This is a genomic window from Streptomyces sp. NPDC039424, from assembly GCF_055639495.1.
Genome location: NZ_JBVKAI010000001.1, coordinates 676516 through 698145 on the forward strand (window position 1 = coordinate 676516; position 21630 = coordinate 698145).

General features: G+C 72.3%; 20 protein-coding genes and 1 pseudogene. 12 read left to right on the forward strand and 9 right to left on the reverse strand.

From position 1 onward, the window contains the following. Positions 1-39: 39 nt before the first annotated feature. The 6 genes from ACZ7L0_RS03130 to ACZ7L0_RS03155 are packed head-to-tail and all read left to right on the forward strand — an operon-like array spanning position 40 to position 5555. Positions 40-702: a hypothetical protein gene (locus ACZ7L0_RS03130; RefSeq protein ID WP_471240642.1), complete on the forward strand. Its 663-nt coding sequence runs from the start codon at positions 40-42 to the stop codon at positions 700-702. After that, the gene (locus ACZ7L0_RS03135) at positions 699-2024 is read left to right on the forward strand and encodes a jacalin-like lectin (RefSeq protein ID WP_471240643.1); all 1326 of its coding nucleotides are present in this window, start codon (positions 699-701) and stop codon (positions 2022-2024) included. The genes ACZ7L0_RS03130 and ACZ7L0_RS03135 overlap by 4 nt, the downstream gene beginning before the upstream one ends. Before the next feature lie 54 nt (positions 2025-2078). Next, positions 2079-2663, forward strand: a complete 585-nt coding sequence (locus ACZ7L0_RS03140) for a TetR/AcrR family transcriptional regulator (protein WP_471240644.1) — start codon at positions 2079-2081, stop codon at positions 2661-2663. Further along, positions 2656-3366 (forward strand): alpha/beta fold hydrolase, encoded by a 711-nt coding sequence (locus tag ACZ7L0_RS03145; RefSeq protein ID WP_471240645.1) that lies wholly within the window; start codon positions 2656-2658, stop codon positions 3364-3366. Before ACZ7L0_RS03140 ends, ACZ7L0_RS03145 begins: the two co-directional genes overlap by 8 nt. A 50-nt stretch (positions 3367-3416) precedes the next feature. Then, entirely contained in the window at positions 3417-4802 is a 1386-nt protein-coding gene (locus tag ACZ7L0_RS03150) for a hypothetical protein (protein WP_471240646.1), read from the forward strand. A gap of 24 nt (positions 4803-4826) precedes the next feature. Next, a complete protein-coding gene (locus ACZ7L0_RS03155; protein WP_471240647.1) occupies positions 4827-5555 on the forward strand; it encodes a hypothetical protein in 729 nt (242 codons plus the stop codon). Here ACZ7L0_RS03155 and ACZ7L0_RS03160 read toward each other — a convergent pair. The 4 genes from ACZ7L0_RS03160 to ACZ7L0_RS03175 all read right to left on the reverse strand — a co-directional run bounded on the left by ACZ7L0_RS03160 (position 5542) and on the right by ACZ7L0_RS03175 (position 7740). Further along, positions 5542-5967 (reverse strand): NUDIX hydrolase, encoded by a 426-nt coding sequence (locus ACZ7L0_RS03160; protein ID WP_471240648.1) that lies wholly within the window; start codon positions 5965-5967, stop codon positions 5542-5544. The genes ACZ7L0_RS03155 and ACZ7L0_RS03160 overlap by 14 nt on opposite strands. Positions 5968-6066: 99 nt before the next feature. Then, on the reverse strand, positions 6067-6822 hold the full coding sequence (locus ACZ7L0_RS03165) for an isocitrate lyase/PEP mutase family protein (protein ID WP_471240649.1): 756 nt from the start codon (positions 6820-6822) through the stop codon (positions 6067-6069). Beyond that, positions 6819-7295, reverse strand: coding sequence for a hypothetical protein (locus tag ACZ7L0_RS03170; RefSeq protein WP_471240650.1), 477 nt, complete (start codon positions 7293-7295; stop codon positions 6819-6821). Before ACZ7L0_RS03170 ends, ACZ7L0_RS03165 begins: the two co-directional genes overlap by 4 nt. A 76-nt stretch (positions 7296-7371) precedes the next feature. Continuing rightward, positions 7372-7740 carry a VOC family protein gene (locus tag ACZ7L0_RS03175; RefSeq protein WP_471240651.1) on the reverse strand — a complete coding sequence of 123 codons (369 nt, stop codon included), beginning with the start codon at positions 7738-7740 and terminating at the stop codon, positions 7372-7374. A gap of 82 nt (positions 7741-7822) precedes the next feature. On the opposite strand from ACZ7L0_RS03175, the gene ACZ7L0_RS03180 reads away from it, so the two are divergent. Continuing rightward, positions 7823-9211, forward strand: coding sequence for a hypothetical protein (locus ACZ7L0_RS03180; RefSeq protein WP_471240652.1), 1389 nt, complete (start codon positions 7823-7825; stop codon positions 9209-9211). Here ACZ7L0_RS03180 and ACZ7L0_RS03185 read toward each other — a convergent pair. Next, positions 9132-10865 carry a DUF2264 domain-containing protein gene (locus ACZ7L0_RS03185; protein WP_471240653.1) on the reverse strand — a complete coding sequence of 578 codons (1734 nt, stop codon included), beginning with the start codon at positions 10863-10865 and terminating at the stop codon, positions 9132-9134. The genes ACZ7L0_RS03180 and ACZ7L0_RS03185 overlap by 80 nt on opposite strands. A gap of 81 nt (positions 10866-10946) precedes the next feature. After that, positions 10947-11999 (reverse strand): rhamnogalacturonan acetylesterase, encoded by a 1053-nt coding sequence (locus ACZ7L0_RS03190; protein ID WP_471240654.1) that lies wholly within the window; start codon positions 11997-11999, stop codon positions 10947-10949. A 188-nt stretch (positions 12000-12187) separates the two neighbouring features. Between ACZ7L0_RS03190 and ACZ7L0_RS03195 the strand changes: the two genes are divergently transcribed. Next, on the forward strand, positions 12188-13864 hold the full coding sequence (locus tag ACZ7L0_RS03195; RefSeq protein ID WP_471240655.1) for a rhamnogalacturonan lyase B N-terminal domain-containing protein: 1677 nt from the start codon (positions 12188-12190) through the stop codon (positions 13862-13864). 2 nt (positions 13865-13866) lie between these two features. On the opposite strand, the gene ACZ7L0_RS03200 is transcribed toward ACZ7L0_RS03195, so the two are convergent. Together ACZ7L0_RS03200 and ACZ7L0_RS03205 are read right to left on the reverse strand one after the other, a co-directional pair. After that, positions 13867-15276: an RICIN domain-containing protein gene (locus tag ACZ7L0_RS03200; protein WP_471240656.1), complete on the reverse strand. Its 1410-nt coding sequence runs from the start codon at positions 15274-15276 to the stop codon at positions 13867-13869. Between the two features lies 1 nt (position 15277). Then, positions 15278-16360: a glycoside hydrolase family 43 protein gene (locus tag ACZ7L0_RS03205; RefSeq protein ID WP_471240657.1), complete on the reverse strand. Its 1083-nt coding sequence runs from the start codon at positions 16358-16360 to the stop codon at positions 15278-15280. Positions 16361-16544: 184 nt separating this feature from the next. On the opposite strand from ACZ7L0_RS03205, the gene ACZ7L0_RS03210 reads away from it, so the two are divergent. After that, a complete protein-coding gene (locus ACZ7L0_RS03210; protein ID WP_471240658.1) occupies positions 16545-18644 on the forward strand; it encodes an autotransporter in 2100 nt (699 codons plus the stop codon). Positions 18645-18664: 20 nt separating this feature from the next. Here the strand turns inward: ACZ7L0_RS03210 and ACZ7L0_RS03215 are convergent, their stop codons facing one another. Then, positions 18665-20053, reverse strand: a complete 1389-nt coding sequence (locus ACZ7L0_RS03215) for an amino acid permease (protein WP_471240659.1) — start codon at positions 20051-20053, stop codon at positions 18665-18667. Positions 20054-20179: 126 nt separating this feature from the next. On the opposite strand from ACZ7L0_RS03215, the gene mmuM reads away from it, so the two are divergent. The 3 genes and pseudogenes from mmuM to ACZ7L0_RS03230 all read left to right on the forward strand — a co-directional run. Next, complete coding sequence (gene mmuM, locus ACZ7L0_RS03220; protein ID WP_471240660.1) at positions 20180-21106, forward strand: homocysteine S-methyltransferase; 927 nt, start codon at positions 20180-20182, stop codon at positions 21104-21106. A gap of 126 nt (positions 21107-21232) precedes the next feature. Continuing rightward, complete coding sequence (locus tag ACZ7L0_RS03225) at positions 21233-21448, forward strand: LacI family DNA-binding transcriptional regulator (protein WP_471240661.1); 216 nt, start codon at positions 21233-21235, stop codon at positions 21446-21448. After that, positions 21448-21627: pseudogene (locus ACZ7L0_RS03230) on the forward strand (substrate-binding domain-containing protein); the annotation flags it as partial. The gene ACZ7L0_RS03225 and the pseudogene ACZ7L0_RS03230, both read left to right, overlap by 1 nt. Positions 21628-21630 lie beyond the last annotated feature (3 nt).

Below are 21630 nucleotides of genomic sequence, written 5' to 3' on the forward strand. Positions count from 1 at the left end.
GGGCGCGGCACTGTCGGTGGCGCGTGCGAGAGTTCCGGCATGACCGACACACCCGTGCCCCCGTCGTACGCCGGCGAAGCCGCCCTGTGGAGCCGGCTGGCCGCCCTGCTGCCCGATCCGGTGGACGTGGAGGAGGTGCGGGCGGGCTGGGACATCGGCGAGCAGGAGGGCGCGCTGATGGTGCTGGTCGAGCGGATCCTCGAACAGGGTGTGGCCGTCGACGAGCGGGCGCGGGCCGAACTGGCGGTGATGGCCGAGCAGTGGGGCGTGTGGGACCAGCTCGGTGCGGACATCGCCCGGTGCGGGCCGGCGCCGGACGCCGCCGTGCTGCGGGTGTGGCCCGACGGCGCCGGGGAACCGCTGCCCGCCGGGCCGGTCCTGCCGGGCCATCCGGCGCCGGACCTCTTCCTCGTCCCGTGGATCGGCTGTACGCGCTGCGGCCGGGTCCTGGCCCGCGCCCATGTGCGGGAGGAGTGGGGGTCGCTGTCGTACCTCCCCCTGTGCTACGTCGTGTTCACCCCGGCCGGCGGCCCGACGCCCCGGGTCTACGACCACGAGGAACGCGACGCCGCCTGGTCGGCCCTGGCCGCCCTGCGGGCGGACTGCCCGCCGGCGCCACTCACCGGTCACCGGGAAATGTTGAACAGTTTTCTCAACTACCCTCCAAAACCGGCCCGGTTGACAGGAACATGGCCAACATGAAGAGACTCCTCGGCACTCTCGCGGCCACCCTGCTCACCCTCACCGGGCTCACCACGACGGGCGCGTCCCAGGCGGCGGCCGCCGCCTCCGCATCCGGCACCTTCAACGTCCTGACGTACAACGTGGCGGGCCTCCCCGAGGGCCTGAGCTCCAGCCATCCGGCGACCAACACCCCGCTGATCTCGCCCCGGGTGGCGAAGTACGACATCGTGAACGTCCAGGAGGACTTCAACTACCACGCGGCGCTGTACGCGGGCGACCACCACCCGTACCGCACCGCGACCAGCGGCGGCGCGGGCATCGGGGACGGGCTCAACACCCTCTCCGACCACCCCTTCGAGGACTTCGAACGGGTCAGGTGGAACAACTGCACCGGCACCAACTGCCTGACCCCGAAGGGCTTCACGCTGGCCCGGGTACGGCTGGCCGAGGGCGTCTACGTCGACCTGTACAACGCCCACCCCAACGCGGACGACACCGACGACGCCCTCGCCGCCCGCCGCGCCAACATCGCGCAGCTCTCCGCCTTCATCCAGGCCAACTCGGCGGGCAACGCGGTGATCGTCATGGGGGACACCAACACCCGCTACACGCGCACCGGCGACAACATCCGCACGCTGGTGAACGACAACGGCCTGACGGACGCGTGGGTGAAGCTGGTCAAGGGCGGTACCGCGCCGGCGCTGGGCGCGGACCCGCTGCTGTGCCCGGCCTCGGCCCCGCCGAACGACTGCGAGGTGGTCGACAAGGTCCTCTACCGGGGCAGCCCCCTCGTGTCCCTCACCGCGACCCGCTACAACGACGAGTGGGCGTCCTTCCTGGACTCCTCCGGCGGCAATCTCTCCGACCACTTCCCGCACACCGTCGACTTCTCCTACACCCTCGACTCCAAGCTCAGGGCGAGCGACTTCTTCGGCGGCCCGCACGGCACGGCCTTCAACGACGCCGACGACCTGCCGTCCGCCGTCTCCCCCCGCACCCTGACCCTGCGCGGCGGCAGCCGCCTGGACGCGGTGTCCCTGACCCACGACGGCGGCACGGTCCTCTCCCACGGCGGCACGGGCGGCACGGCGGCCTCCCTCACCCTCGCCTCCGGCGAGCACCTCACCTCGGTGAGGCTGACCCAGGGCCAGAAGGACGGCCGCACCCGGATCTTCTCGGCCGCGTTCACCACGGACAAGGGCCGCACCCTCTCCTCCGGCACCGCGACCACCGACGCCACCACCCTCACCGCCCCCTCCGGCTGGCAGATCGCCGGTTTCACCGGCCGCTCGGGCGACGAGATCGACAAGCTGGGCGTGCTGTACGCGCCGATCGGCTGACCCGCGAAACCTAGGTGCCCTAGGATTTCCCCTAGGAAACCTAGGAGGTGTCTCATGGTCCGCGCCGGACTCACCGCCGACCGCCTGGTCGCGGCGGCGGCGGAACTCGCCGACGAGGTGGGATTCGAGAACGTCACGCTGTCGGCACTGGCCCGCCGCTTCGGGGTGAAGGACGCGAGTCTGTACTCGCACGTCAGGAACCTGGGAGACCTGCGGACGCGGCTCGCGCTGTTCGCGGGCGCCGAGATGGTCGACCGGATCGCGGAGGCCGTGGCGGGACGGGCCGGGAAGGAGGCGCTGGCCGCCTTCGCCGGGGCGTACCGGGCGTACGCCCTGGAGCGGCCCGGCCGGTACGCGGCCACCCAGATCCGGATCGACCAGAACCTCCTGGCCGGCTCCCCCGCGCTGCGGCGCACCGCCGAGGTCACCTACGGCATGCTGCGCGCCTACCGCCTCGACGAACCCGACCTCACCGACGCCGTACGCCTGCTGCGCAGCACCTTCCACGGCTACTGCGCCCTGGAGTCGGCGGGCGGCTTCGGCGCGCCCCGCGACGTCCAGGCCTCCTGGGACCGGGCGATCGACGCCCTGCACATCGCCCTGGAACACTGGCCACGGGAGAAGAAGACCGATGAGTGAACCGCACTACGACGTCACCGGCAGCGGGCCCGTCCTGCTGGTCATCCCCGGCGGGGCCGGGCATCCGATGGGGCTCGGCCCGGTCACCGAGCGGCTGGCGGAGCGGTTCACCGTGGTGACGTACGACCCCCTCGGCCTCGCGCACGGCAGGCTCGGGCGGCCGGTCGCCGACCAGCGGGTGGCGGACTGGAGCGAGGGGGCGTACGCGGTACTGGAGGAGGTGCTCGCGGCGGGCGAGTCCGCCAGTGTCCTCGGGACCAGCTCCGGCGGCATCGCGGCCCTCGACCTGTTCGCCCGGCACCGCGGGCGGCTGCGGCACGTGGTCGCGCACGAGCCGCCGTGTGTGACGCTGCTGCCGGACGGGGCGGCCCGACGGACCCGGCTCATCGAGGCGTTGGAGGCATCGGACGCGGCCCCCGAGAGCCCCATGGGTGTCTTCCTCGCCCACGTCCTGCGCCCCTTCACCTCGTACGCACCGGACTTCACCGCCTCCCCCGGCCGCCTCACCGTGGCCGCCGGAACCGACTCCCGGGGTCAGGTCCTGTACGAGGCGGCCGCGTCGGTGGCCGAACGGACCGGTGGCGTCTTCGCCGAGTTCCCCGGCGGGCACCTCGGCGCGCTCGAACATCCCGTGGCGTTCGCCGACCGGCTCGCGGAAACGCTGGTTCCGGTCGACACCCCTGAGGCACCCCTGACCACCTAGACTGGAAGCTTCGCGGGTGTCACGTGCCGCCCTGGGGGAGGGAGCGCGCCTTGTCGCAACAGCAGCTCGGACGAGGGCCGTTGAGATCCCCCGGCGCCGGCCCCGCGTCCCCGGACGGCACGGGCTCGCCCCCGGCGCGTTTCGTCGGCTGGCTGGGCAGCCTGGGGTGCGCCGCCGCCGGGTACGGGGTGTTCCAGTTCCTGTTCGGGGTGCTGCCCGGCTCCCTCGGCGGGGAGCTCGCGAAGTGGCTGGTCTCCGTGGTGAGCGGGGTGGGCACGGGCCTCGCGGCCTGGCTGGCGGCGGCGCTGCTCAAGGCCCGGTCCGCCCGCCCGGGCCGGGCGGTGGCGTTGCCCGTGCGGGCGGCGACCGCCGCGCCCGGACCGCTGCCCGGGGTGTTCGCCGCCGCGTACGAGACGCTGGTCGAGCAGGTGAGGGTGGTCGACGACCCGGCCCGCGGGCGGCTCACCGGCTGGACGCACTCGCTGGGCGAGTCCGCCCCGTGGCCGCCCACGCCGGTCGGCACCGCGTACGGCCTGCACATCATGCTCGACCTGGGCGTGCCCGACGGGCGGCTGAACACCGGCGACCTGGTGGACACGCTGTGGCGGCTGAGGCTGCCCGGCGGCGGCTGGTCGGCGCGCTCGCAGGGCGCCGAGGCCCGTCCGGAGGTGACGGCGCTGGTGCTGGGCGCGCTGGCGCGGGCGGGATCCTCCGGTGAGCGGCTCGCGGCGGAGGTGACCCGGTGCTCCGCCGCCTTCACCCGTGAACTCGACCCGATGGGACGGGAGTCCACGCACGTGGTGACCACCGTGCTGCGCGGGCTGCTGCGCGCGGCGCCTCGCTCGGCACTGCTGCCGCTGCTGCGGGAGACCCTGGTGGACGGCGCGATCGACGACGAGCGCCGCGAGCACCTGCGCTGCTGGGGCTACCGCCTCCAGCCCTCCTACGGCCCCCCGTCGCCGCTGCACACCGCGCAGGCGGTGGTCGCCCTGGACCGGGCGGCCCGGGTGCTGGGCGAGACGGCCGGGGCCCGGGCCGCCCGCCAGGACGGGGTGCGCTGGCTGCTGGCCTGCCCGGACGCCCCGCACCACGCCTGCCTGGACGTGGAGAACCTGCGCGAGGAGATCCGCCGGCCGCGCACCGACGACCCCATCCGCCAGGAGGTGCTGAACGTACGGCACTTCACCGCCTCGTGGATGGTGCGCGCCCTGCTCACCCCGGGCGCCCGCGACGTCGCCCGCGCGGACGGGCTCCAGGCCCAGTGGCGGGAGCGGCTGGAGGGTGCGGTCGCCGCCGTGTGGGCGGGGCAGACGGACGGCATCTGGAGCTGGGGGCGGAGCGACGGAGCCGAGCTGCGCCGGCCCATGTGGATGACGTATCAAGGTCTTTCGGCGCTGCGGGCCCATGCCGTATGGATGTATCAGCCGGTTGAGTGAGCTGCTGTCAGAAGTGGGGTGTGCATGGGCGGTCGGCAGGTTCTGGCGGCACGGCGGCTGCTGGCCGGGGCGCTGGACGGTGAGCTGCCCGAACACGTCGCGACCGCCGCGGCGCGCGGCGTGGTGGCCGAACTCGGTGACCCGGACCGGTTGCTGGAGCTGATCGCCGAACTCGCCTCGGGCGAGGGCGATCCGGAGGGCTGTGCCCGGCTGTCGTACCGGCACGTCCTCGGCTTCGACAAGCTGCTGCTGATCGACGGCGGCCCCCAGCACATGCTGCGCGCCCACGTGTGGCATCCGCGAGCGGCGGCGCCCGGCAGGGAGGACGTGCACAACCACCGTTCGCCGCTGGCCTCCTACGTCGTCAGGGGCAGGCTCGCCATGGAGCTGTACGAGACGGGAGCCGGGGAGGGCGGGATCGGCGCCGACCGCTACGAGGAGTCCCTGTCGGACCGTTCGGCCGACTGGCTGCTGCGGCCCGCCGGACGCGCCCGGCTGCGGCTCGCGCACGAGGGACGGTACGCGGCGGGCAGCTCCTACGCCCTGCCCGCGCACACCCTGCACCGCGCCTGGTGCGACACGGACGCGACGACGGTGACGCTGTTTCTGGAGACGGGCGCCGAACGGCGGCGCCACACCGATGTGTTCACGGCGGCGGGGCCGCATCCGGGGGCGGTGCCCAAGGTGCCGATGGACGTGGGCGACTATCTGGCCGCGCTGAGCGCTCTCGCGGAGCTGCTCAGGAGTTCGTGAGTGCCTGGCGTACGACGTCGAGGTTGTACGCGTCGATGTCGACCGTGGACAGCCCGGCGGGGGGCAACCAGGCGTACGCCTGGTCCGGTTCGGGGAGGGTGACGTGCCGGGTGAGCGGCCTGACCAGGAAGTTGTCCTGCCAGTTCTTGACCTCGTGCCCGCGGTAGTCGCTGAGGAAGGACGACTCGCCGACCCGGCGGAGGACCTCGCCGAGCAGGCCGGTCTCCTCCTTCAGTTCGCGCAGGGCGCCGTCCTCGGGGCTCTCCCCCGGCTCCAGCTTCCCGCACGGCACGCCCCACACCCGTGGCAGGAACCGCTCCCGCTCACTGCGGCGCACCAGGAGCACCCGCCCCTGCTCGTCCATCACGACGGCGGCCGCCAGCCGCCTCTCGCCGGGGATCTCCATGTCCATGGTTCCTCGGTCCCTCGCCGGTGATGAGTCCAAAGGGTCTGATACCCACGAAAGCATCCACCGTACCAGGGCAGGGCGAACCGGGCAGTGCCGTCGCTCTCATCCCGGCCGACGCCCCAGCGCCCGTACGGCGTCGTACGAGGGTGTCGTCCCCCGCGGCGCCCGCCCCTCGGCGATGCCGGCCACCGCGTCCAGCGCGGCGCCCAGCGCCCGGCGGTAGAGCAGGGAGCCGAGGCTGATCCGGCTCACCCCGAGGTCGGCGAGGTGGGCGACGGTGGGCCCGGCGGGCGAGTAGAGGATGTTGAGGGGGATCTCGAGGTGCCGTACCAGCGCGGCGATCCGCCCGGGGTCGGTCAGGCCGGGGACGAACACGCCGTCGGCACCGGCCTGTCGGTAGGCGTCCAGGCGCGGCAGGGTGTCCTGCCCGTCGCCGAGCCAGTACGTGTCGGTCCGCGCGTTCACGAAGAGGCCGGGCGCCGCCGACTTCACCGCCTCGATCTTCGCCGCGTGCCGGTCGGCCGGGCCCAGCCCGTCCTCCAGGTTGACCCCGACGGCGCCGACCGCCCACAGTTCGCGCGCGAACTCGCCCACCTCCTGCGGGTCGTCGCCGAAGCCGCCCTCCGCGTCCACGGACAGCAGGAACGGCTCGGTGCCGAGGACGAGGGCGAGGCGCAGGGTGTGCTCGCGGGTGGCGGCGGCGCCGTCGGGCAGTCCCACGGCGGCGGCGACGCCGAGACTGGTGGTGCCGATCGCGGGGAAGCCCCGGGCCGCGAGGGCCGCCGCCGAGGCGTGGTCCCAGGCGTTGGGCAGGAGCAGCGGATCGCCCGGGCGGTGCAGGCCGGCGAAGGCCGTCATGACAGGTCGCCCACGGCGTCGGCGTAGTACGTGGACTCCCGGAGGTGGTGGGCGAGTCGACGAAAGCTCCAGCCCTCGCCGGGCGAGGAGTCGAGCTGTTCCTCGGTCAGCGCGTCCAGGCGGTGCGCCCAGACGCGGGCGAGGCGGGTGAGGCGGCTGCGGGCCTCGTCCAGGTCCTCGGCGGTGAAGGGCGCCAGATCGGCCGCGGTGGTGATCGCGGAGGCGTGCCAGTGGTCGGGCTGGGGGTCCGCGCCCGCCAGCCGGGACTCCAGTTCCGCCAGGTGGTCGATCAGGTGGTCGGCCACGCGGCGGATCGCCTTGTGCGGGGTGTAGACGCGGTCGTCGGCCCGGGCGGGCGTGCCGTCCCAGGCGGTCCAGGTGGCGGCCAGGGCGAGCACATGGTCGACCGTGCCGGTGACGGCTCGGGCGGGGGTGTCGAGTGCGGCGGGGGTGCGGGATGCGGTGTCGCTCATGCCCGGAAACGCTAGGGGCGGATCACTTCGGTGGCGGCCGAAGTGTCCGCGCCGGGCGTCGCGGGGCGGACACGGCCTAGGCCGCGCGTTCCCCCGCGCTGCGCTCCACGCAGAACTCGTTGCCCTCGGGGTCGGTGAGGACCGCCCAGCCGGTGCCGTCGGGCCTGCGGTGGTCGTCGAACAGCGTGGCGCCGAGGGCGAGCAGGCGCTCGACCTCCTCGTCGCGGGTGCGGTCCTGCGGCTGGAGGTCGAGGTGCACGCGGTTGCGGACGGTCTTGGCGTCCGGCACGGTGACGAAGAGCAGGCCCGCCTCCTCGATCAGCGCCTCCTCGTCGCCCGGGTGGTCGTCCTCGTGCAGGGGAAGGCCCAGGACCTGGGACCAGAAGGTCGCGAGCGCGTGGGCGTCGGCGCAACCGACCGTGATGTGGCGGATCTTGGAAGTCATGGGTGCGATTCTTGTCGACCCCCGTAAAAAAGGGTGAACGAATTTCGGCAACCTATTCGAGGCCTGGCGGCGACCGGCGGTCATGACAACTGCACGACGTACGACAGGCCACCGCCGGGTCCGGGTGGCCCGCAAACCCGCGATCGGCGGCCTCGCGGCGGCCGGGCTGCTCGCCGGGGCGTGGTACGCGACCGCCGGGGCGGCGCCGGCCGGTTCGCCCGCGCTGGCCGTGAGCACCACGAAGGTGAGCCTGCCCGCCAAGTTCCCGTATCTGGAGGCGGGTTACAACAACACCCGGGAGTGGAACCGCACCGCCACCGCGGTCGCCCCCGACGGGGCCCTGCGCGTGGCCTGGCCCGCCGCGGACGGCGTCCATGTCACGCCGCTCACCCCGGCCGGGAAGCGCTCGGGCGCGGACACGGTCGTCAAGGGCGCCAAGGAGGTCGGTGGCCTCGTCGCGCACGACAACGGCTTCGCGCTGCTCACCCGGGTACCGGACACCAACAAGTGGCATGAGACGGCCGCCGCGATCGTCCGCTACAGGGGCGGCAGGAAGACCTGGTCCACCAAGCTCACCGGCACCTCCTCCCACGACACCGCCCCGCTGCTGGACGGCAAGCTGACCTTCAACGGCAGCAAGTACGGCGCCTACTTCGTGGTGCACGGCGCGGGCGGATTCGCCGACGGGCACTACGGCGACAAGCTGTCGTACGTCAGCCCCAAGGGCGCCAAGCTGAGCGGCGGCTGGGCCTGGGGGTGCAGCCACAACGAGGGCATCGCCCTGCACGCCGAGTCCTCCGGCGCCTTCACCTCCCTCTGCTTCGACGACTGGCGCTCGGGGCTCTTCGTGTCGACCGGGATCGGCGCCCCGGACGAGGCTCCGGTCGTGCAGCGCGAGCAGTGCTGGGCGGGGTACTGCGGGGGTACCTTCCCCGGCCGCACGGGTGACCTGGTGAAGTCGTCCACCGGCAGGTACGCGACCGCCTTCGCCTCCCGTGGCGCCGCCTCCGCCAGGAAGAACCCCGACGACTCCAGCGGACGCGGCTGGACGGTCACCCCGAAGACCTCCACCCACCAGGTGGCGATCGCTTTCCTCAAGAACCGCGACTCCGGCCCCGGCAAGGCGGTCTACCTGTCCAGCACCAAGGGCACCGAGCACGTCAACGTGCATCTCGCCCCGTACGGCAAGGACAAGCTCCTGCTGTCCTGGGAGTCCCTGAAGAACGCCAAGTGCGCCGAGGGCACCTGCACCGGCACCTTCGCGGGCACCCATCTGCGTCTCGTCGACTGGAACGGCAGGTTCGCCGGCGCGGACACGGTGGTGAGCGCGCGGATCACCGGTGACCTGGCGGTCCTCGAGGACGGCTCCCTCACCTGGGCGTACGCGCCCGTCACCCCGTCCTACGCGACCAAGCTCCCCGGGGCGTCACCGACCACGACGAGTCTGCGGATCGCCCGTCTGACGCCCTGAACCGGAAGTCCCTGACCGCGCCGCCGGCCCAGCGGACGCTCAGCTCGTGGGCCCCTCGCACCTCCACGGACACCAGGTCCGGGAGGGGCAGGGGGTCCGGTTCGGCGGTGAGGCGGGCCAGGGCGACGAACAGGGTGGGCCCGTCCCCCGTCACCCCGGACCCGCCCGACAGGTTGTGCACCGGCACAAGTTCGGCCTCCTCGTCCTCCCCCGGCACCCAGCCGGTGACCCGCACCTGTGTGCCGGGATCCGCGCCGGTCACCAGATGGGCCCGCACCTCCACCGCGCCGTCGGCCACGACGAGGCTGGTCACCCCGGCCCCGGATCCCACCGTGTACCGGGAGGCCGCCCAGCCCTCCCCCGCTCCCAGCGGCACGATGCCGGTGCGGACCGGGTCGCCGCCCACCATGACGGTGTTGTCGGGCGGCGAGCCCAGCGGCCGGGTGACCGTGGAGTAGGCGAACCGCGTGTAGTAGGGGTCGTAGCGGATGTCCTCGCTGCCGTGGTTGTGCAGTCGCACCACCCCGTCCGAACGCGTCGACTGCAGCAGCCAGTTGGGGCCCGCGAGCGCCGTCACCGCGTCGGCGCGCTCCGCCGGGCCCGGCTCCTCGGCCGCCGTCCACACCTCGTGCTCCGGCGGCAGGAGCAGACCGAGGAACCCCTTGCTCGCCCAGTACGGCGACGCGGGCCCCGAATAGCCTTGCAGGACCGCCTCGTCGGGGCCGTGCCAGCCGAGGGTCAGCAGACCGCGGTCGTCGACCGCGTCCCGGTCCAGGAAGTACCTCAGCGCGCCCGAGGCGAGCCTGCGGGTCTCCCCGGGCGCCAGCGGTGTGCGGCCCGTGAGCGCGCCCAGCCACAGCGGGGCGGTCGTCGCGAAGCGGTAGGTGAGGGAACGCCCCTGGTGCATCGGAGCGCCGTCGCCGCCGAACAGGCGGGCGTAGTCGGCGAGATGGGCCTGAAGCCGGCCGCCGTACAGGTCGAGCAGGCCGGCGTCGTCGGCCAGCCAGGCGTGCAGCACCGGATAGAGGTGCATCGCCCAGCCGTTGTAGTAGTCGAACTTGCGGCCGTCGCCGTCGGTATACCAGCCGTCGCCGACGTACCACTGCTCGATGCGCTCCAGCCCGTGGTCGATCGCCTTGCGGGCGGCGTCCGCCTCGAAGCCGATCTCCTGGAGGAAGCCGCCGACGGTGACCGGGAACAACTCCCAGTTGCAGGGCCAGGGCTCGGCGCTCAGCGCGTCGGCCAGCCAGGCCGCCGCCCGTTGCCGTACGGCGTCGTCCAGGCGGTCCCACAGCAGCGGGCGGGTCAGTCGCAGGGCCAGCGCGATGGATGCCGCCTCGACCAGGGACTGGCCGCGGTCCTCGATGCGGGGCCAGACGCCGGAGGTACCGGCCGCGAGGCCCTCGGCGTAGCGCCCGAGCGCGTTCTCGTCCCGGCGGAAGGCCGCCAGCAGCAGGGTGCGGGCGTAGCCCTCCAGGCCGTCGGAGAGGCGGCCCGACCAGCTCTCGCGGTCACCGGGGAGGTGGTAGAGGGCGCGGTCGGCGGTGGCGTACGGCTCCACCGCGGCGAGCAGGGCGTCGGCGGCCGCCTCCCAGTGGGCACGGGTGTAGCCGGTGCGCGGGCTGAGGACGCGGTCGTCGGCGGGGAGGTGCATCAGCGGGGCGTTTCCTTCCGGGCGGGTCCGAGGCGGTGGTGGCCTGGGACGCCCCGGTTCCGGTCGGGGCGCCCCAGGGTCTCATCCCACCCGCACCCTGCCCTTGGGCACCAGATGCCGGGCGAGGAGTTCGTCGCGGACCAGTCCGGCGTAGACCGTCGCGCCGTGCACGGAGGTGTGCGTGTTGTCCTTCTTCTCGTTGTACAGGTACAGCGCCTTCGAGCCCTCCACGCCCAGCGACTCCACGAGCGCCTTGGTCCTGGCGGTCAGGTCGATCAGCGGGACGTCCTCGGCGGCGGCGACCTGGCGGACGACCTCGGGGTGGTTGACGCCGAGGCCGTTGACGAGGAGGGCGGTGTCGTTGTTCAGGGTGCCGTCGGCGCTGAACCAGCGGCGCACAATGGGGGTGACGAGGACCGGCTCGCCGCCCCTGTCGCGCACACCCGCCACCATGGTCTCCAGGTTCCCCCGGTACGTCGCTTCATCCGTCGTCTTGTCGTTGTGCGCCAACTGGATGAGGACCAGGTCGCCCGGGTGGATCAGCGGCCGCACGGTCGCCCACAGCCGCGGGTCCTGAAGGTAGCTGACCGTACTCTCGCCGGAATCCGCGTAGTTGGCGACGGACAGGCCCTTGCCGAGGTACTGCGGGAGCTGCTGGCCCCAGCCGGAGTACGGGTCGGCGGGCTGGTCGCAGACCGTGGAGTCGCCGACGAGGAGGATCTGCCGGGCGTGCTTCGCGGGGGTGACCCTGATGCCGGCCAGAGCGGGGGCGACGCCGCCGAGTGCCAGGTCCAGGCCGGGCGTTCCGTCGGCGCCGGCCGGCTCGCCCTCGGGAGTGCGGACGTTCACGGTGAAGGTGCGGGTGATGCGCTCGCCCGCGGCGACGGCGGTCTCGGGGAGCAGGGAGCGCCGGGTCTCGCCGCCGACGGCCGTGCTGGACGCGGTCGCGCCGCCGAGGACGACCTTCACGTCGTAGGTGCCGGGTGGGACGTCGAAGTGGCAGGCGGTGGCGGTGCAGTTCTCGATGCCGAGGGGCGGCCGGCGGTCGTGGGCGTGCGCGGGCGCGGCCGACAGCACGGCCGTCAGCGTCATCGCCGCGAGCGCGGCCGTACGCACACCGTTGAAACGTCTCACTCCTGGCTCCGTCCCGGCGACAAGACCTGGCCGCTGGACCGTACCGCTCTGCACAAGCGCTTTCTAGCCCTTCGGCGGATTTCACAAGATTGCCGATTCCCGGCCTGTGAAAGCCCTTTCGCGAAATCGATTCAACTGTCACCCTGCCAGACACCCGCACCCCCACACCTCCCGAAGGAGGCACCCCCATGTCCGGATCCGTGAACAGACCGGTCGGACGCCGTACCTTCGTGCTCGGCGCGGCCGCCGCCGGTTCGGCCGCCCTCGCCGGACCGCTCGCCGCCACCGCGTCCGCCGCGAGCTTCGGCTACACCGACGACGGCTCGAACTACGTCGTCGACACCGGCGCCAACCTGGTCTTCAAGGTCAGCAAGACCAACGGCGACCTGACCTCGCTGGTCTACCGCGGCACCGAGTACCAGGGCTACGGCGGCAAGAACTCGCACATCGAGTCGGGCCTCGGCACCTCCACGGTGAGCGTCAGGCAGTCGGGGACGACGATCCTGATCTCGGTCGCGTACGGCACGCTGAAGCACTACTACGCGGCCCGCAGCGGCGAGAACAACATCTACCTGTGGACCAACAAGGCGGACTCCTCGGTCAGCGCCACCCGGTACATCGTGCGCGTCAGGGCGGGCCTGTTCCCCAACGACCAGCCCGACTCCTACACGTACACCACCAGCACCGTCGAGGCGTCCGACGTGTTCGCGAAGTCCGACGGCCAGACCCGCTCGAAGCACTACTCCAAGCTGCGCGTCATCGACTACGACTACCTCGGCTGGAGCGCCGGCGGCGTCGGCCTGTGGATCGTGCGCAGCAACCACGAGAAGGCCTCCGGCGGTCCGTTCTACCGCTCCCTGCTGCGCCACCAGAGCGCGGACGGCGGCGGCCTGTACGAGATCCTGTACTACGGCGAGAACCAGACCGAGGCCGAGCGCTACGGCCTCCAGGGCCCGTACGTCATCGCCTTCACGGACGGCGGGGCGCCCTCCTCGTCGCTGTTCCCGGGCACCCTGACCACCTCGTGGGCGGACTCGCTGGGCATCTCCGGGTACGTAGCGCCGAGCGGCCGGGGCCGGGTGGCGGGTGTCGGCGTCTCCGGGCGGAACACGGCGTATCCGTACACCGTGGGGCTCGCGAACTCGGCGGCGCAGTACTGGGGGCCGGCGCGGGCGTCGGACGGGTACTTCTCGGTCGGCGGTGTACTGCCGGGTGTCTACACGCTGACTGTCTACAAAGGCGAACTGGCGGTATACAGCACATCGGTGACCGTGTCCGCGGGCGCGACGACCACACTGAACACGATCGCCGTCCCGTCCTCCAACGACCCGGGCAACGCGGGCGCCATCTGGCGGATCGGCGACTGGAACGGCACCCCGAGCGGATTCAAGAACGCGGACCTGATGACATACGCGCATCCCTCCGACGTCCGCGCCGCGTCCTGGACCGGCAATGTGGTGATCGGCGGCGGCAGCGAGACGTCCGCCTTCCCCTGCTACCTCTGGAAGGACGTCAACAGCGGCATCGTCGTCCACTTCCGGCTGACGGCCGCCCAGGCCGCCGCCGCGCACACCCTGCGCATCGGCGTCACGACGGCCTACGCCAACGGCCGCCCGCAGGTCGTCGTCAACGACACCTGGACCTCCGCCATCCCCTCCCCGCCCACCCAGCCGAGCACCCGGTCACTGACCGTGGGCTCGTACCGGGGCAACAACCACACCTTCAGCTACAGCGTTCCGGCCTCCGCCTGGCTGACGGACACCAGCGCCTACAACACGCTGAAGATCCACGTGGTGAGCGGTTCGGGGACGACGTCCTATCTCAGCGCGGGCACGTCGATCGACGCCATCGACCTACTGGCCTGACGTCAGGTTCCGCGCGTCCACTGCTGGTTGGTCGCTCCGTTGCAGGTGTACGTGATGATCGCGGCGGAGTTGGCGGTGGACGCGCCGGACACGTCCAGGCACTTGCCGCTCGCGCGGGACTTGACGGTCACGTAGGAGCCGGAAGTGGTCAGCGACCACTGCTGATTCGTGGCCGAGCCGCAGTTCTCCTGGGTGACGGTGGCGGCGTTCTCCTGCACGCACAGGGAGCTGTTCCTGACCGTCAGCTGGTAGTAGCCACTGCCGACGGACTTGAACCAGTACTTCTGGTTGTTGCCGCCGTTGCAGTCGTACTGCTTGATCTGGGCGCCCTGCCACAGCGACTGGCTGGTCACGTCGGCGCACTTGCCGCTGTGCCGCGCGATCAGCGTGTTGTACGTGGCGCTCGTGCCGGTGACCGTCCCGGCGGCCGTGTCGACGGTGACCTCCGGGTACCAGGACATGGACATCGTGGTGGAGGACGGGAATGTCAGCGGCAGCCACACGTAGCGGGAGTCGTTGACGGTGCCGCCGAAGGAGTTGCCCCAGCGGTCGCCCATGTAGAGGTACGACGTACCCGACGTGCCTTGTACGGGAAGAACGTATGCGGTCTGCGATCCGTAGGCCGTCGAGTCGCCGATGTTCGTCATCGACGTCCACGGGCCGGCGAGGGAGGTCGCGGTGGCGTACTGCTGCTGGTTGGGGCCCCAGCCGGTCGCGCCGGAGGTCAGCATGAAGTAGACGCCGCCCCGCTTGAACAGCGCGGGGGCCTCTCGGTGGCCGCCCGGCCAGGGGTTGGCGACCAGGCCGGCGATGCCGGTGTAGTCGGTGGTGAGTTTGTAGATGTGCAGGTCGTAGTTCTCGTTGGCGGCGGAGACCATGTAGGCCGTGCCGTCGGTGTCGACGAACGTGGTGATGTCCCGGGACATGTACTGGCCCAGCGGGCGGAAGCTGCCCTGGTAGGTGTACGTCCCGTCGACGGTGTCGGAGACGGCGACGGCGGCGCGGGCCTCGCTGTAGTCGGTGCCGTTCTCCTTGTGCATCCACATGACGAACTTGCCGGTGGATGCGTTGTAGACGACCTTGGGCCGCTCGATGTATGCGGTGGCCAGCTCGGCGGCGCTGGACTGGGTCAGGACGTGGCCCCGGAACTCCCAGCTCTTGAGGTCGGTGGAACGGTAGGCGTCCACGTAGCGGAAGGTGTTGTCGGAGTTGCGGTCCTCGCCGAACCAGTAGTAATAGGACCCGACCTTGAGGACGCCGCCGCCGTGGGCGTGCAGGGCGGCGCCCGAGGTGTCCGTGAACCGGGTGCCGTTGGGGACGGTCTGGGCCGCCGCCTGGGCGGGTCCCGCGGTGGTCAGGGCGCCGGCCAGCGCCAGACAGAGCGCGAGCAGGATCGCGTACGCACGTCTCATCTCACGCACTCTCCTTCACGGTGTCGGCCACGGGGACGCCGAAGTCCGGGGTGCCGTCCGGCTTCCAGCGGAGCTTCTGGACGCGGGTGTGGCGGTTGGGGTCGTTCAGCGGGTCGCCGGTGATCTCCTTGTACTGGCGGGCGTGGTAGACGAGGACGTCGGTGCGGCCGTCCTCGGCGACCGTGAAGCAGTTGTGGCCGGGACCGTACTGCCGCGTGGTGTCGTTGCTGGTGAAGACGGGGACCGGCGACTTGGACCAGGTCGCCGGGTCCATGAGGTCGCCGCGCGCGTCGGCGGTCAGCAGGCCGACGCAGTAGTGGTAGTCGGTGGCGCTGGCCGAGTAGGTGAGGAAGACCCGTCCGTTGCGCTGGAGGACGTACGGGCCCTCGTTGACCTTGTAGCCGACGCACTCCCAGTCGTACTCGGGTGTGGAGAGCCGGATCTGGGGGCCCGTCAGGGTCCAGGGGTCGGCCATCTCCGACAGCCACAGGGCGGTGTTGTTGTCCATGCCGGGTTCGTGCTGGGCCCAGGCGAGGTAGCGGGTGCCGCGGTGGGTGAAGGTGGTGGCGTCCAGGGAGAAGGTCTCCCAGGCCGTCTTGATCTGGCCCTTCTCCACCCAGGTGCCCTTGAACGGGTCGGGGTTCGCGTTCTCCAGGACCCAGATGCGGATCGCCCACACGTCCTCGGCGGGCGCGGAGGCGAAGTAGATGTACCACTTGCCGTCGATGCGGTGCAGTTCCGGCGCCCAGATGTGCGCGCCCATCGGGCCGGTGGCGTGGGCCCGCCAGATCACCGACTCGGTGGCGGTGGTGAGGCCGTTCAGGGTGCGGGAGCGGCGCAGGATGATGCGGTCGTACTCGGGGACGGTGGCCGTGAAGTAGTAGTGGCCGTCGGTGTGGCGGGTGATGTGCGGGTCGGCCCGCTGGGGGACGAGGGGGTTCACGTACGGGGCCGCCTTCCGGTGCGCGGACGCGGCGGACGCGGCCGGGGCGCCGGACACGGCGGCCAGGACGGCACCGGCTGCGGCGCCCTTCAGCACCGCTCTCCGGCTGGGGACTTGGGGCAGGTCGTACTCGCGGCTCATGCGGACTGCCTCTCGGCGGTTCGAAATGGCGGACGCCATGTGGTATTACGAACGCCGAAAAGGTAAGGGTGGGCAACCAGGAGGTCAACGGGTCGGACGGGACGAGACGGTAAGCGATTTCTGCGAGGGGAGCCGGGTCGCGGATTTCTGTTATCGGGGCGCATGCCCGACCGTCTCCAGAGCCGTGCGCAGCCATATCCACACAGCAGCAGCGGCCTCCGGCGCCCTCGCGGCGGTCGCCCTCCTCGTCATCGCTCCCCCCGCGTCCGCCGCGGGCACCCGGGACGTCACCGCCGACGTACTCGCGGACCGGGACGTGACGCTCACCGGCGACACGGTGGTCACCGTGCCGTCCGGGACGACCACGTACGACGGCGCGTTCCACGGCGAGGGAACCCTCACCGTGCGCGGCGGCGGGACACTGGTCCTCACGAAGGACAGCGACTTCACCCTGCCGAAGTCCCGGCAGCGGCAGGTGGTGAGGACGCGGGGCGGCAACCACCCGTACGTCACCGTCGGCAACCCGGACCAGCCGGCGATCACGGTCGAGCGCGGGGCGACCCTGCAGTACGGCGACGGCGGCACGACCGGGCTGATCGACCACTTCCCGTACAACACCCCGGCGTTCCGCCTCAACCAGGACAACATCCGGGTCGACGGCACCCTGCGGCTGTCCCTCAAGAGCGCCTACAACCTCGGCACCGTCAGCGGCTCCGGGCTGATCACCGAGCCGAGGTTCCTCTGGGGTACCTGGGACCTCTCCGGCACCCACCCCTTCTCCGGGGTGATCGACAACGGCACGCAGCTGAACGCCGGGCGGCCGGAGTACGCGACCTCGCTGCCGAACGTGCGCAAGGTCCTCAACCAGGGCACCTGGACCGTGGACACCCCGCTGGGCCAGACCGTCACCATGGGGATGGACTTCTACCAGCGCGAGTACGGCAGCGACATCAACGTGCAGTCCCGGCCGGGCGGCAAGGTCGTCCTGACCGGGCAGTACAGCTGGTCGGACCGGGGCGGCGACACCAACCCCTCGCTCAGCGACCCGGCCCTGAACTGGACGCCCGCGCGCAAGAACGTCAACAAGCGCGGCACCAACATCAAGGGCGCGAACGTCCAGTGGGGCGACGGCACCACCAACAAGATCTTCATGCCGGGCACCGCCGAGACCGTCTACATCAACCTGCTGGCGGCGCGCTCCCGTTCACTGCTCACGTTCGACTACGACGGCCCGGTGACCCTGGGCGCCCCCATCGGCGGCGGCGAGTACCACGACACGCTGGCCGCGCCCGGTGCCGGCGACATCGTCATCAAGGGCACGAAGGGCAACGACGTCACCTTCGCCGCCGTCCAGTACTACAACGGCTCGACGACCGTCGAGAAGAACGCCGTGCTGCGGCTGGGCAGCGGCCGGTCCGGTGGCGACGGTGGACTGTATACCGAGGGCGATCTCTACAGAATCGTCGACAACGGCTCGCTCATACTGAACAACAAGTACAAGGCTGTGGTGCTGTCGCGGATCAGCGGCAGCGGGTCGCTCACCCAGGCGGGGGCCGCGACGGCGACCCTGACCGGGAGCGGGGTGACGTACACGGGGGCGACGACGGTCAGGAAGGGCACGTTGGCGCTGCGCTCCGGTGCGACTCTCGCCCACAGCAGGGCGATCAGGCTCACCGCGGCGGGGGCGAAGCTGGACGTGGGCTCGGCGGGCCTGCGGGTGGCGACCACGCTGACCGGCAAGGGCACGGTGAAGGGCGCGGTGACCAACGACGGCGTGGTCGCGGGCGGCCTCACCGTGAGCGGCGCCTACACCCAGAGCGGCACGGGCCGACTGGTCCTGGGCGACAAGCCGCTGAAGGCGGCGGGCGCCGTACGGCTGGCCGGGAAGCTCGATCTGTCGGCCGCCGGGTCGAAGCCCGCCCACGAGGTCACCGTGCTCGACCACACGGGCCGGTCGAAGATCGCCGGCGCCTTCTCCGGGCTGAAGGAAGGGGCGAAGGTGAAGCTCGCCGACACCACCTTCCGGATCAGCTACCGGGGCGGCGACGGCAACGACGTCGTCCTGACGGCGGCGACGGCCGGCAGCCCCGCGCCGAGCCGCACCGAGGCCTCCGGCCGCCCGGCGGTGGCCGGCACCCGTGACGCGAGCGCCACGGCCGACGGTTTCGGCTGGTGGCCGTACGTCCTCGCGCTCGGGCTGCTGGGCGGGCTGGCGTTCCCGGCGGGCCTGCGCCTGCGGGCCGCCAAGGCAGGACGCGGCGGCGGACGCCACGCGGCGCACTGATCCTCGGGGCCCGCTGGGCGCTAGGCGACGGCCTCCGGCGTCTCCTGGCGTCCGCTCAGCCACACGTACACCGGGATGCCCGCGAACAGGAACAGCGCGCCCTGGTAGACGGCGGCGTAGCCGGCGCCCGCGATCAGCCAGAAGGAGAAGGCGAAGGAGAGGGCGGCGACGATCAGGTCGCGGACGAGGCCGGCGGGGCGGACGCGCTCGCGGGTGCCGCGGGCCAGCCGGTACAGCTGGGCCGCCGCCGAGAGCAGGTACGGCACGCAGCCGGTGAAGGTGGTGATCAGGACGAGGACGCGGAAGGTGGTGTCCGGGCCCGCCGTGTAGTTCAGGGCGATCAGGACCGTGCCGAGGACCGCGCAGGCCCAGACGCCGAAGCCGGGCACTCCGCCCTTGCCGACCTTCGCGAACGGCGCCGGGAAGAGTCCGTCGCGGGCGGCGGCGTACGGCATCTGCGCGGCCATCAGGATCCAGCCGTTGAGGCAGCCGGTGATGGAGGCGACGGCGACCACGGCGATGGCGGTGCCGCCCCAGTGGCCGCCGGTGATCGCGTTCACCGCGTCGGCGAAGGGCGCGCCCGAGTCGACCAGCCGGTCGTGCGGGACCAGGCCGAAGACGGCGACGGTGCCGAGGAGGTAGACGAGGGCGGAGCCGAGCGTGCCGAGGACGCTGGCGCGGCCGACGGTGCGCTCGGGGTCGTCGACCTCGCCCGCGCTGACCGCGGCCGACTCCACGCCGAGGAAGCTGTACAGCAGCAGCGCGGCGGAGGCGGCGACGGCGCCGGGGACGCTGTCGCCGGAGGCGTTGAACGGGCCGAAGTTGTCGGTGTCGACGAAGAACAGGCCGACGGTGGCGACCAGCAGCAGCGGTACGAACTTCAGGATGGTGGATACGATCTGCACGGCGCCGACCCAGCGGGTGGCGGCGAAGTTCGCGGCCGCCGGGAGCCAGAGCGCGGCGAGGGCGACGAGGCCCTCCGCGAGGTGGTCGCCGTGCAGGGGTATGAGGACGTCGACATAGCCGACGACGGCGACCGCGAGGGCGGCGATGCTGACCCAGCACATCGTCCAGTACGACCAGGCCGACAGGAAGCCCGCGAACGGGCCGAAGGCGTCGCGCGGGTAGACGTACAGCCCGCCGGTGACCGGGCTGCGCCGGGCCAGCTTGCCGAAGAGCAGCGCGAGGAGCACAGCGGCGACGGACAGGACGAGGAAGGCGAACAGGCTGACCGTGCCGTACGGGGCGACGGTCGCGGGCAGCGCGAAGATGCCGCCGCCGATGATGTTGCCCATGACGAGGGCGGTGGCGGCGGCCAGGCCGAAGGTGCGGCGGGGAGCGCGAGCGGCGGCGGTGGCCGGGGCGGGGTCGCCCGGCTCGGTGGCCTCGGTGGGGCTGGGAGCGGTCATGGCGGATCCGGAGGGGGACGGGGGTGGGGAGGGCGTGATCGTAACCCGGCATCCCACATGCTGGACTGTCTGTTCATTTACTGGACACACTCGTCCGGCTCCGTCCGCTTCGACTAGCGTCGGGGCATGACCAGCGACACCCCTCCCCCGCTCGCCGAAGCCCTCGCCGCCGGCACCGTCGTGCTCGACGGCGGCATGTCCAACCAGCTCGAGTCCGCCGGGCACGACCTGAGCGACGAGCTGTGGTCGGCGCGGCTGCTCGCCGAGCAACCGGAGGCGGTCACCGACGCGCATCTCGCCTACTTCGAGGCGGGCGCGGACGTGGCGATCACCGCCAGCTACCAGGCCACCTTCGAGGGCTTCGCCAAGCGCGGGATCGACCGGGCGGAGGCCGCCCGGCTGCTCACCCTGAGCGTCGAACTGGCCCGGGAGGCGGCCCGCCTGGCCCACGGCAAGGGGGTCGCCCGCCCGCTGTGGGTGGCGGCCTCGGTCGGCCCGTACGGGGCGATGCTCGCGGACGGCTCCGAGTACCGGGGACGGTACGGCTTGAGCGTGGCCGAGCTGGAGCGCTTCCACCGGCCGCGTCTTGAGGTGCTGGCGGCGGCCGGGCCCGATGTGCTGGCCCTGGAGACGGTCCCGGACGCCGACGAGGCGGCGGCGCTGCTGCGGGCGGTGCGCGGACTGGATACACCCGCCTGGCTTTCGTATACCGTCGACGGGGCTCGTACCCGCGTGGGCCAGCCGCTGGAGGAGGCGTTCGCCCTGGCCGCCGACGCGGACGAGGTGATCGCGGTCGGTGTGAACTGCTGCGCCCCCGAGGACGTGGAGTACGCCGTCGCGACCGCCGCCCGGGTGACCGGCAAGCCGGTCGTCGTCTACCCCAACAGCGGCGAGGCCTGGGACGCCGGGGCGCGCGCCTGGAACGGCCGCTCCACCTTCACGGCCGAGCAGGTCGAGTCCTGGCGGGGTGCGGGCGCGCGGCTGATCGGCGGCTGCTGCCGGGTGGGGCCGGAGGCGATCACGTCGATCGCCCGGACGCTGACCGCCGCCTGACCGGGTCTTCCCGCGGGCCGAAAGCCCTCCTACCCGGCCGGTGCCGCTGCTAGCCTCCGGCGCGGGGGAACCGGTTGCCGTCGTGTTGCCCCTGTTCCCGAGGGGCGGGGAGAGGGGACCAGGCGGATGACCAGGAAGAGCGAGGACGCGGCGCGCAGCACCATCCGGGACGTGGCGGCGCGGGCGGGGGTGTCCGCGTCGACGGTGTCCCGGGTGCTGGGCGGGGTGTACCCGGTGAGCGCGGCCACCCGTACGCGCGTCCTGCGGGCGGTGCGCGAGATGGACTACGTCGCCGACGCGCGCGCCAAGGCCGTCGCCGGGGCCGGCACGCCCACCGCCTGATGCGGCAGGCCCTGAAGCGGGGGCTGGAGTTCACGGCGGTGGTGGCGGCGACGGACATGGTGGCGGCCGGCGCGCTGACCGCCCTGCACGACGCGGGCCTGGACGTGCCGGGCGACGTCTCGCTGGCCGGGTACGACGACATCCCGTTCGCCCGTGACCTGTACCCGGCGCTGACCACAGTG